The sequence below is a fragment of the Lysinibacillus sp. NPDC047702 genome, assembly GCF_050272555.1.
Classification (GTDB): domain Bacteria; phylum Bacillota; class Bacilli; order Bacillales_A; family Planococcaceae; genus Lysinibacillus.
On sequence record NZ_JBNNMG010000047.1, the window covers coordinates 1 to 12,627 of the forward strand.

Sequence of the window (12,627 nt, forward strand, 5' to 3'; positions counted from 1 at the left end):
TCGTCGCTCGCCCACTGGAAGCCTTGCTCTGCGCGAAAGCGAAGCGTCAGCGGCAAAGCGAGTAGCCTGGAACGGAAATCACCTTCATTTTGACTTAGTAGTATTCACAAAGAGTCCTTTGACCATTTAGTTTTTCCATAGTGTTATTTATTCCACCCTTTTTCCTTAAAACGCGCGATAGCTTCAATTCGATTACCAACATTTAATTTTTCTAAAATAGTTGATATATAATTGCGAACAGTTCCTGCTGATAAAAATAATTCAGCAGCAATCTCTTTTGTAGTCTTGCCCTCTGCAACTAGTGTCAATACCTGACTTTCACGCTCAGTTAAAGGATTTTCACTATCATCCTCATAAACAAAATCGACTAGTTCAGGTGCATAAATTCTTTTACCGTCCATAATAATACGGATAGCATTGACCAATTCCTCTATAGGGCTATCCTTTAGCAGATACCCTCGGACACTAGCCTTTCTAGCACGCTCAAAATAACCTGGTCTTGCAAATGTTGTTAATATAATTACTTTACAATCAAATCCAGAGCTATGCATTTCCTCTGCAGCGTCAAGTCCAGTTTTCACCGGCATCTCAATATCCATAATACAAATATCAGGCTGATGTTCAGCTACAAGTGTCAATGCTTCCTCCCCATTTTTGGCTAAGCCGACGACTTCCATATCATCTTCCATACTAAGTAAAGAGCGAAGTGCGCCTAATAGCATACCCTGATCTTCAGCAATTACAATTCGGATCATGTCACAAGCCTCTTTTCTATATGTTCTTCAGGTTTTCCTTGACCTTCTGATGCGTAATTGCCACTGGAATCGACACCGTTAATGTGGTGCCCTTCTCGCTTTCAATTTTAAAGGAGCCGTTTATAAACTCTAAACGTTCACGCATTCCGTTTAATCCATTTCCTGTCTTCCATGCTTGCTTTTTCGTAATTCCTTGTCCATTATCACGAACTACCAAGTACACCTCTTTAAAGTTTTGATGAAAAGCAATTTCACATTTAGTAGCACCGCTGTGTTTGATGACATTATTTACTGCCTCTTTTAAACACATAGATAAAACGTTTTCTACAAGTGGCGGCACTTGTAATGTCTCTTTATCCCCATCAAAAATAAATTCCATTTCTGCTGCCCGCAATATTTGAGAAATGCGCATCAGCTCATCCTCAAATTTTGTTGTTCTCATATCAGAAACTAATTCACGAACCTCTTTCAATGCAATACTTGCTGTTTGACGAATGTCTTTAATCTCTATTAAAGCCTGTTGCGGATCTCGGTCAATTAGTCTTGAAGCTAGGTCACTTTTTAAGCCAATCATGGATAATTTTTGACCTAGTGTATCATGTAAATCTCGGGCAATACGTTGTCGTTCCTCAAAAACAATTAACTCAGCAATTCGCTCATTAGCCGTTTCTAGCTGGCCCTCTAAATTTTCACGTTTGTTTTTTGAATAGATCGTTAGCGGAAGAAGTACGACTGCTAAAATCGTTAGCACAACAAACGGTAGTTGTGATAAAAATAAGTGCAGCTCCACAAAGAAACCAGCACCTGTCGAAATAACCGTAAAGCCAATATGTAACCCATACATAATATAAAAGCCAACCGGTCTACGAATATTACCAATGAAGAACGCTGTGAAAATTGATAGATACACATAGCCATACAATATTGTCATCACGATATTAATGACCATTTCAAAGCTAATCCACATATAAACAAGGCCGTTTTTCGAATTCATAGAAAACCGATAAAAAATAAAATATAGCATTAAAAATGTAATTCCTATCGATATTTCTAAATAGGAGGATTTTCTAAAAATAAAGAAAAACGGTAGGAAACAGAAAATAATCCATAAATATATACTGAGCATCGGACTATTCGGAATAATACTGTGCCATTTCCTCAACATAATCTCACGCTCTTTCCTACTTTTCCCTTATTATAACAAGAAAATTAATTTTATGCCTGTGCATGGCTTTCCTATGCCTATCATGATATGGGTAGCACTATTTAAGTAAAACAGCCATCCCTTTAGAAGAGATGGCTAAAATTTCTACTAAGCGGCGATACTGCCTTTTGCTTTTCGCTTAATGATTTCATTAACGTCTTTAAACGATATAAACTTCCCTTGATCTTCATCATATAATTTGTAGCGCAATGATTCTAAGCTTGTACGCAATGTAATCGTTGTTGCAGTATGCAGTGGTGGTGTTTCATTATGCGCTTTTTCAAGATTATAGTTCGGTACACGCGGAGCTAAATGGTGGACATGGTGGAAACCAATATTCCCTGTAACCCATTGTAATAGCTTTGGCAATTTATAATACGAGCTTCCTTCAACAGCAGCCTTTACGTAATCCCATTCCGAATCATGTTCAAAATAAGAATCTTCATACGTATGTTGAATATAGAATAACCAAATTCCTAGAGCTCCAGCAATGAATAATGTTACACCCTGTACCAGTAAAAATGCCTGCCAACCCATCGTATAAATTAATGTTGCACAAAGTCCTGCAATTACAACATTTGTTACATGAGTATTAAGACGTTCCTTCTGTTTTGCATCCTTACGATTAAAACGGTTTAATACTAATACCATATATAATGGACCTAACCCAAACATAACAAATGGATTACGATAAAAACGGTACCATAAACGTTGACCTTTAGAAGCCTGTAAATATTCCTCTACTGTCATCATATCAATATCACCAATACCACGCTTGTCTAAGTTCGAGCTTGTTGCATGGTGAATTGTATGCTCACGCTTCCATTTTTCATATGGGAATGATGTTAACACTCCAGTTAAAAAACCAACCCCGTCGTTTGCCTTTTTACTTTTGAAAAATGAACCGTGTGTACAGTCGTGGAAAATTATAAATGCCCTTACGACAAACCCTGCTGAGATAACACTTAATCCCGCTGTTAACCATGGTGAAACATCTACTAACATATATCCAGCAATCCATAGTGCGATTAACGGTACAATCGTATTGATCATTTGAAAAATACTTTTTGCTGAATCTGATTTCGCAAATGGCGCTACATCTTGGCGCAGTTTTTTTGTTTTTTCTTTATCTGTTGCCATTGTTTACTCCCTCTTTTCTTTTTTCCTTATGACCTCATCATAAAACATGAGCATAATCTAGCAACAGACGCAAACATCATAAAAAGGATATGACATTTGTCATATCCTTTTATTTAGGTCCAGATAAATGAAGCTGATAAAACACCAGATCCAGCCATTGTTCAAATTTATAGCCTGCATTCTTTATTGTGCCTGCATATTCAAAGCCTAATTTTTCATGTGCTTTAATACTGCCAATATTATCACCATCAATGCCTGCTACAAGTGTTTTCACACCCTGCTCCCCTGCAATTCGAATAAGCTCATGCATTAGCTTAGTAGCAATTCCCTTTTGATAATGATCCTTATGCACATACACAGAGTGCTCCATCGTATGCTTATATCCAGGATAAGGACGGAACTGACTATAAGTAGCAAAGCCTGCTACTACACCATTCTCGTCAAAGACAAGTAGAGGATTATCAGAAGCCTGTTGGTCCTTAAACCATTGCATTTTTTCCTCTAACGATTGCGTTTCGTAACGATAAACAGCCTTACTCGTTAAAATAATATCGTTGTAGATGTCTAAAACCTCAGGTATATCTTTGTCCTCCATGAAGCGTATCATCATGTTCACATCCCTCAATCAATTATGATAGTTTGTAATCTTTACTTCTATATTTCATAAATTTCTTATTTAACATTACACATTAAAATAGCGAGCATCAGGATGTGCAAAGACAATCGCAGAAACAGAAGCCTCTGGTTCCATCATAAAGCCTTCAGTTAAATGAACACCAATATCTTCCGGTTTTAATAGGCCAAACAACTTCTCTTGATCCTCTAAATTTGGACATGCAGGGTAGCCGAATGAGAAGCGTTGCCCTTGATATTTGGCAGCAAAACGATCACGCATTGTAAAGTCTGTGGCATCCGAGAAGCCCCATTGGTCACGAATTTCCTGATGCATTCTTTCTGCAAAGCCCTCTGCTAATTCAAGTGCTGTAGATTGTAATGCATGGCTTTCAAGGAATTTCCCATCATCCTTTAACTCACGCGCCTTTGCCATTACCCCCTGTCCTGCTGTAACAACCATTAGGGCAATATAGTCCATTTCTCCACTCTCAACCGTTTTTAGGAAATCTGCAAGGCATAAAAATGGTTCCACTTGCTGACGTGGGAAGGTAAAACGCTCAATTTCTGTTTTATTGTCTGCTGGATCATAGACAATTACATCATCTCCATCTGCTTGTGCAGGGAAAAATTGATACATGCCAGACGGTTTCAACAAGTCACTTTTTAAATAATCGTCCACTAAATCCTTTAATTCTGTTGCTCTTGCATCTCCCGTCTCAAGTAATTGCTGCACTTGCCCCTTTAAACCCAAGTGGTGACCAAGTAAAGTGCGCATATTTACATAAGGGTATAAATGCGATACAGCATATTCCTTCTTCACATGTCGTCTTAAATCAGCTGGTAAAAATACAGGTGCTTCTTTTACTGTACGAGCAGGCTTTATAGCTATTTCTTTTGCAGGGCGAGCCGCTCGTTTCTCATCTGCTTCTATACGTTTTTTACGTGACTCCTCAATTTCAGCTAAGAAATCTGCACGTGTTTCTGAACCCATTAAAAGATTTGCCTGCTCTAATCCTTGCATCGCATCCTTTGAATAGATGACAGGTCCATCATATTCATCTGCAATCTTAGTTTCTGTAAAACGTCGAGATAATGCTGCTCCGCCTACTAATATCGGTACGTCAATCCCCGCTTCTTTGAAATCCTGAGCCGTAATTACCATTTGCTGTGCTGATTTTACAAGTAAACCTGAAAGCCCGATAAAGTCCGGTTTCTCTTTTCGAACTGCTTCAATTAATTGAGCAGGAGTTACTTTGATGCCAAGGTCAACCACCTTATAGCCGTTATTGCTTAAAATAATATCAACTAGGTTTTTCCCAATATCATGCACATCGCCTTTGACTGTTGCGAGCACCATCTTCCCTTTGCCAGCACTCTCTTCATTTTTCTCCATAAATTGCTCCAAGTGAGCAACAGCAGCCTTCATAACACCAGCAGATTGTAATACTTCCGCAACGATAAGCTGATTATTATTAAATAATCGACCAACCTCAGCCATCCCACTCATTAATGGTCCATTAATAATATCAAGAGGTGCTTCAAATATATCACGAGCAGCTTCCAGATCCTCTATCAGCCCCTCTTTTGTTCCCTCTAAAATATAGTAAGCTAAACGACCTTCCACTGTTTTAGGGATGTCAGCCTCTGTTTTTTCCTTCTTTTTATCACGATAAAAATCTGTGAATACGGCTAGTGTTTCATCATTCGTATTGAATAATAAGTCATTTGCAAGCTTAATTTCCTCTTCTGGAATGGAAGCATAGCGCTCCAGCTTCTCAGTATTCACAATGGCATAGTCTAAGCCTGCCTGTGTACAATGATAGAGATAAACTGCATTTAATACCTCACGACCAACAGGCGGTAATCCAAACGAGATATTGCTGACACCAAGTACTGTTAATGTACGTGGCATTTTTTCTTTGATGAGTCGAATTCCTTCAATTGTTTCTAGAGCAGAACCAATATATTGCTCATCTCCTGTACCTACTGGGAACATTAATGGATCAAAGATAATATCTTCTGGTGCAAGTCCCCATTTTTCTGTTAACAAGTTATAGGAACGTTCAGCAATTTCTAGCTTACGATGTCGATCAACCGCCATGCCTTGCTCATCTATCGTTCCCACAACCAATGAGGCACCATATTTTTTTACAAGCGGTAACACTGCATCAAAGCGTTCTTCCCCATCCTCTAAATTGATGGAGTTGATAATAGCTTTCCCTTGCGAAAATTTAAGTGCTTCTTCGATAACCTTTTCATCAGTTGAGTCAATCACGAGAGGTACCTTAACTTTTTTCACAACCTCCTGCATAAAACCACGAATATCGGCTAGTTCATCGCGATCAGGATTTGCTAAACATATATCAATAACATGGGCACCATTCTTCACTTGTGCACGAGCAATTTCTGCGGCTTCCTCAAATTTCCCATCAATAATTAGGTTTTTAAACTTTCGAGAACCAATTACATTTGTACGTTCGCCAATAAATAATGGACGCATAGAATCGTCATACACTAATGGCTCGATACCTGATACTACATGGCCATGCGTTGCCTCTGGTAATTGGCGCGGCTTTTCCTCTTTTAGTACCTCACGAATAGTAGCAATATGTGCAGGTGTTGTTCCACAGCAGCCTCCTACAATGTTCAACCAGCCCTTTTCAGCAAAGCCTTTTAGCTTTTGTGACAGCGACTCTGGTGATTCATGGTAGCAGCCTTCCTCGTCAGGTAAGCCTGCATTCGGGTAGCAGCTTATATAACCCGTTGAAAGCTCTGCTAATGAACGAATATGGTCCGTCATAAACTCTGGACCTGTCGCACAGTTCAAACCTACGGATAATGGTTTAATATGCTCGATAGAAATGTAGAATGCATCTATGGATTGCCCTGCAAGTGTCGTTCCCATCGGTTCAATTGTTCCTGATATCATCACAGGAAGCTCTTTGCCAGTCGCTTCAAATGCGCGAGATACTCCTAAAGTACCCGCCTTAACATTGAGCATATCCTGGCTGGTTTCTAGCAACAATACATCTGCACCAGCTTCAATTAACGCCTTCGCCTGTACATAAAAATTTTCCTCTAGCTCATCAAAGGTAATTCCACCTGTAACTGATAGGGTTTTTGTAGTAGGTCCCATCGCTCCTGCTACAAAACGTGGCCAATCAGAGGTAGAAAAATCATCCACTGCCTTACGTGCTATATCCACAGCACGTTTATTGATTTCCTCTGCCTTTGCTCCCAGATCATATTCATTTAATACAAGAGGAGTACCTCCAAATGTATTCGTGCAAATAATATCTGCTCCTGCCTCCAGATATTTTCTATGAACCTTTTCAAGCACATCAGGTCTAGTTAGTACAAGATTCTCATTACAGCCATCATATTCCTCGCCACCGAAATCCTCAGCTGATAAGTTTTCATTTTGTAGCATTGTCCCCATTGCGCCATCAAGAATTAAAATTCGTTTCTCTAGTTGCTCTTCAATCAAATGCTTAGCCATTTATACTTACCCCTCTTTTTTGTTCATCCAATTGCTCAATAAATTTCATTAGTTCTAGCGTCATATCATAGCGTAGGAACGGTGTAATAAGATAAATACCATTGAAGTATTGTGCAGCTACCTCCACTAATTCCTTAGCAATTGCAATTCCTTCAAGCGTTGCGCGTTCCTTATCCTCACCACAAGCCTTCATACGTGCTAATGCTTCTTCAGATAATTTAATGCCTGGTACTTCATGATGTAAGAACTCCGCACTTTTATAGCTCGTTACTGGCATAATTCCTATATAGATTGGTACTTCTAAATGCTTTGTTGCCTCATAAATTTCTACAATTTTTTCCTTTGTATAGACTGGCTGTGAAATAAAATAATCTGCCCCATGCTCAATTTTCTTTTCTAATCGAGATACAGCTCGGTCTAATACACGTACATTTGGATTAAACGCAGCGGCTACAGAGAAATTTGCCTTTTGACGTAGCGGCTTCCCTGAAAATGATACACCCTCATTTAACTGTTTGATTAATTGTATTAGCTCCATTGATGATACGTCATAAACACTTGTTGCTCCTGGGAAATCGCCAACCTTTGTTGGATCTCCAGTCACCGCTAATATATCATGAATTCCTAGTGCATTTAAGCCCATTAAATGGGATTGCAGACCAATTAAATTACGATCTCGACATGTAATATGTGTTAGCGGGCGTACCCCATGTGTTTCTTTCAGTAATGCGCCCATTGCCACATTGCTTATTCTTGGAGATGCAAGTGAATTATCCGCCATCATAACCACATCTGCGCCTGCCTCATATAATTTTTTAGCACCTTTAATAAAGCCATCGATTTCTAAATGTCTTGGTGTATCCAACTCTACAATAACCGAGCGTTGACGTTTTACTTTTATATGCAGAGGCTCAAATCTTGATGGTTCTGCCTCACGTACAATCTCTACTTTTTCTGGCTTCGCTAATTTTTCTTCTACCGGAGATAGCTCCTCTAAGTATTTTTTTGCTGCAGCAATATGATTTGGCGTCGTACCACAGCAACCGCCTATTAAACGTACACCTTGATCTCGAAGTGCTACAGCTGCTCGACCAAAATAGTCTGTCTCAGACTCATAAACCACTCGGCCGTCTTCTAAGTCTAGAAGAGATGCATTTGGATATGCTGACATAAATGCCTTCTCAGGAAGCTCTACACCTTCAAATGCTTGAATCGTATGGAATGGACCTAAACGACAGTTAACACCTACAATATCAGCTCCAAGCGCTTCAAGCTCATGTAGAGCGTTATTTAAACTCTTACCATTTTGCAATACTCCCGGTTCATGCATTGAAACTTGCGCAATGATTGGCAACTTGGTTTTTACTCGAAGCATTTTTAATGTCGCTGTTAATTCTTCAAAATCATAATAGGTTTCAAGTAAAAGACCGTCTGGATTCCCTGCAAGTAATACAGTTGCTTGCTCTTCCACAGTCGCTAAAATTTCTTCTAACGTTGCATCGCTTTTTCGGATGCCTCGAATTCCTCCGATAGTTCCTAAAACAAATTGACCGCCATCTGCAGCGGCTCGCTTTGCAATTGTAATAGCAGCTTCATTAAACTGCTGAACACGCGATTCTAATCCATAGCGTGCTAATTTTATGGCATTCGCTCCATAAGTATTTGTTTGAATAATGTCGGCTCCAGCTGCGATATACTCTCTATGAATCTTTTCAATTAATTCTGGTCTTTGAACATTCATTTCCTCATGACAGTACTCCAAGCCATAGCCGTATAATACCGTACCAATTGCACCATCTGCTGTCAGAACATGCGTTTTTAACTTTTCAAGCAATCCCATAAAACTAGCCCCTCTTCCTATTTTTCTATAATAAAAAAGCCTTCTTTAACACAAAGAAGGCTTTTACGTTTCGTAATTTTGTTCCTTCTCATCTTCGACCATAGGGTCTTCTGGATTTAGCACCTGACAAAAAGTTGGTTGCTGAAGCATCATAGGGCCAGTCCCTCAGCTTCTCTTGATAAGAATTTAGTATGAATTTTTTAAATAATTAAAAGAATCATATCGTTAACAAACGTTTGAGTCAAGACTATTTCACGTAACAAAGGATATTTCAAACGAAAAATATAATTTTTTGTCTTATATTCTGCAATTAAGAGAGTTTTTCAGCAATATTCTCCCCTATTTTTTTACCGTTTTGAATACAAGCACCTATACCTACACCAAAATAAGAGCAGCCCGCAATGGATAAATTCGGATAATTTGTTTCGAGCTCTTGTAATAAACCCTGTAATGCATCACGATGAGCTAAATCATATTTCGGCATTTGATCAATCCATCTACTCACATTCACGACATTTGGTTTTTCTTCAATTCCCAAGCTTTTTCTTACATCCTCTAAGGCAACAACCGCTAATTCTTCATCTGTCATCCTACGTAACTTCTCATACGCAGGGTTAATACTTTTATAGAAGAGTCGAACAAGTAATTGCTCATTTGCTGAAGTATGCTTCCACTTGCGGCTTGTCCATGTCGCTGCATTACAGATTACATCCGAATTATGTGACACAATAAAGCCTGTTCCATCAGCTGGTAATCTATTATCGGGTACATCAAATCCTAAATAAATCGTAATGGCTGAGGCAGTATTGAACTGTTCAAAATAACGGTTCAATGTATCATCCTTTAATAAGCTCTGTACAGCTTCATTAGGTAATGCTAAAACAACATGATCTGCTTTAATAACCGTATCATCTGCCAAAGTAACAGTGTAGTGATCCTCCTGCTTGTTGACACTTGTAATGGTAATTCCCTTAATAATTTCTACATCAGTTAACGTTTCTTCAAGACGATCAATTAAAGACGATAAACCATTTTTAAACGAAATAAACTTTTTATTAGCGGCTTTTACAAATTGTTGTCGATTTGCATCAAAACCTTTAACGATACTACCGTACTCATTTTTATAATCAATTAAATAAGGTAAAGTGGAGGCTATCGATAATTGATGTAAATCTCCTGAATACACTCCTGCAAGTACTGGCGCTATTTGGTTTTGTACAAGCTCCTCTCCTAAATAATATGTTAAAAATTCTCCGATAGAGCTGTCCTTTGTAAAGCCTGCATTCGGCAATGTCAAATCCTTTAATGCTTCTTTTTTACCTTCTTCGGATACAAGTGTGCTTTCCTCCAGAGAGTGTAGGCTCATTGGAATGCCGAACGTCGAATCTGCAGGAATGGCATGGAGCTCATTATTTGTGTATATATAGGAAATCCCAGTTTCGTTGTATACCAAATCTTGCTCAAAATTAAGCTCTTCAATCAGTTCCATAACACCTTTATGACGAGCTACAATTGAATCTGCCCCTGTTTCCATAATGAATCCATGTTCGTGAGCAGAGTGCAGCTTACCACCTAGATATGTATTTTTTTCAACAAGCACAAGCTTTACATCTAAATTTTTCTCCTTCACTTGACGCTGCAAATAATGCATCGTACATAAACCCGTAATTCCGCCGCCTAATACAACCACTGTTTCCATATTAACCGCCCCTAATTTTTGTTGTCTTCCTTTAGTATAAACTCTTTTTATTGAAAATTACGCTAAATCCTTTACAAATTTAGCAAAAATGGAGCTATCCAGTGGTTAGGATAGCTCCATTTCTATGACTAAAATATGTATTTTTCCATAATGATACAAAAAAATACTTTTAACCTTAAATCTCGGTCATCAGCTTGCAAAATTGCATAACCTATATATCGCCTTCGGAACCATTAATTTACACATATTAATGGTTTTTATAGTGTTTACAGGCTGTAGATCTTCAGTTGCCACAATAAATACTATACTTGCTATGAATTAATTTAAGTGTTGGGCAACATTTGCTAATTTCTCAGCTGAATTTGTTACTTCTTCAAAGGCAACTCCCAGCTCATTAAGAATCTCCGCTATTGTTAAAACTTCTTTTTCCATACTATCATTCTGCTCTTTTGCTTCTGTCATCGATTCTAATATTTTCGTGAATTGCCCTTCTGTTTGAACCATATTTTCCTTACCAGATATGACCTCTTCTTGAATATTATTAAGAGAGTGTGTTAACTTATCTGTCCGTTCATTTGTTTTTTGTAACAACATGGCTACTGAAGTCACAGAATCTTTTGTTTGAATCGATAGTTTTCGAACCTCATCTGCAACTATATTAAAGCCTTTACCCGCTTCTCCAGCACGGGCTGCTTCTATAGCTGCGTTTAAAGCTAACAAGTTGGTCTGGTTGGCAATAGTCGTAACCACACTCATAATTGATTCCATTTCTTTTGACATACCAGTCAACTGTTCTATATTCTCTGTTATATCCTTCAGCAAATCAATAATATTACACATATTTTGTGATTGACTCTTTATTCGTCCTCGTCCCTCTAATGCCTGCTTCTCAGCCATCGCCGACACTAAAAGTGAGTTTTTTGCAAACTGTTTAATTTCATCGGATTGCTTGCTTATTCGATGAAATGAGTTATTTGTTTCATTAGATATTGAAGCAAGGCTTTCTGTAGACGCTATGATTTCCTTCTCTACTGCTTCCTTTTGTCGTTCCATATTCTCTTTGTGCCGCTCAACAGTATTTTCAAAGGCTTCTAATACTAATTGCTGCTCGAAGTTTGAAATTTTAGAAATGGACCGTATTGTATTAAATTGATCTTTGGGATGATGAATGTATTCTTCCACTAAGTCAATGAATGATAATGATAAATCTTGGAAAGCACAAATATACCATTGCGTTCTTAAACCAATATGAACATGTACTTTGGCAATATTAGTACGTCTCTGATAAAATTCATCATCAATTGTGCCATTAAACATTTCAATAATATGGCGACCTAGCGTGACTTTTAATTTTTCTACAGAACTGTGATTATTAATAATACTTACTAAATCATGCTCAGTCCCTATCATTCTATAAAATCTATCTACTATGTCATTAATATTGTCTACAACAAATGGCTGAAAGGCTTTTAAATATTGTAAGTCCTGCTTTGTTAAATTTAGCATTTCTATTTGCTTGACCATTGACTTGCAATTAGAAACATCCATTTTTACAACATATTGCTGAAGGTCTATCATTGCTGTCTTTCTCTTTTTTTGAAAAATCACACATTTTCCCTCTTTCACGTGTACTTTTGCAAAGCTGAGAAAATCCAATTCTGTTTACAAAAATATATATTACAAAATGTAAGAGAATAGGTTTATAAGTACCTTAGATTAATTACTGTTTAGTTGCTAAAAAGCATTTAGCCATAGCATCAACTGCTCTTTTCAAAATCACTCATATACCTTATACATTTTTAAAATAGCTGTCAATTTTCTGATATACATTTTTTACCATTAATTGTATAAAAAGTCCCTATAGCCAAACTATCG

7 protein-coding genes, 2 pseudogenes and 1 riboswitch are annotated in these 12,627 nt (G+C 37.9%); all 9 genes and pseudogenes read right to left on the minus strand.

Annotation, left to right across the window (positions count from 1 at the left end; all coding sequences use genetic code 11):
* Window positions 1-143: 143 nt before the first annotated feature.
* The gene (locus tag ACQKIM_RS19345) at window positions 144-755 is read right to left on the minus strand and encodes a response regulator (protein WP_427547016.1); all 612 of its coding nucleotides are present in this window, start codon (window positions 753-755) and stop codon (window positions 144-146) included.
* 16 nt (window positions 756-771) lie between these two features.
* Window positions 772-1,920: a sensor histidine kinase gene (locus tag ACQKIM_RS19350; RefSeq protein WP_427547019.1), complete on the minus strand. Its 1,149-nt coding sequence runs from the start codon at window positions 1,918-1,920 to the stop codon at window positions 772-774.
* Window positions 1,921-2,067: 147 nt separating this feature from the next.
* The gene (locus tag ACQKIM_RS19355; RefSeq protein WP_427547022.1) at window positions 2,068-3,099 is read right to left on the minus strand and encodes a fatty acid desaturase; all 1,032 of its coding nucleotides are present in this window, start codon (window positions 3,097-3,099) and stop codon (window positions 2,068-2,070) included.
* 109 nt (window positions 3,100-3,208) lie between these two features.
* Entirely contained in the window at window positions 3,209-3,706 is a 498-nt protein-coding gene (locus ACQKIM_RS19360; RefSeq protein WP_427547024.1) for an N-acetyltransferase family protein, read from the minus strand.
* Between the two features lie 75 nt (window positions 3,707-3,781).
* Entirely contained in the window at window positions 3,782-7,213 is a 3,432-nt protein-coding gene (gene metH, locus ACQKIM_RS19365) for a methionine synthase (protein ID WP_427547026.1), read from the minus strand.
* Window positions 7,206-9,053 carry a bifunctional homocysteine S-methyltransferase/methylenetetrahydrofolate reductase gene (locus ACQKIM_RS19370; RefSeq protein ID WP_427547029.1) on the minus strand — a complete coding sequence of 616 codons (1,848 nt, stop codon included), beginning with the start codon at window positions 9,051-9,053 and terminating at the stop codon, window positions 7,206-7,208. Before ACQKIM_RS19370 ends, metH begins: the two co-directional genes overlap by 8 nt.
* Before the next feature lie 85 nt (window positions 9,054-9,138).
* A riboswitch (SAM riboswitch) is annotated at window positions 9,139-9,238 on the minus strand.
* Between the two features lie 125 nt (window positions 9,239-9,363).
* Entirely contained in the window at window positions 9,364-10,752 is a 1,389-nt protein-coding gene (locus ACQKIM_RS19375; protein ID WP_427547032.1) for a protoporphyrinogen oxidase, read from the minus strand.
* Window positions 10,753-11,070: 318 nt separating this feature from the next.
* Window positions 11,071-11,556, minus strand: a pseudogene (locus ACQKIM_RS19380) (methyl-accepting chemotaxis protein); the annotation flags it as partial.
* 282 nt (window positions 11,557-11,838) lie between these two features.
* Window positions 11,839-12,330 (minus strand): annotated as a pseudogene (locus tag ACQKIM_RS19385) (protoglobin domain-containing protein); the annotation flags it as partial.
* Window positions 12,331-12,627 lie beyond the last annotated feature (297 nt).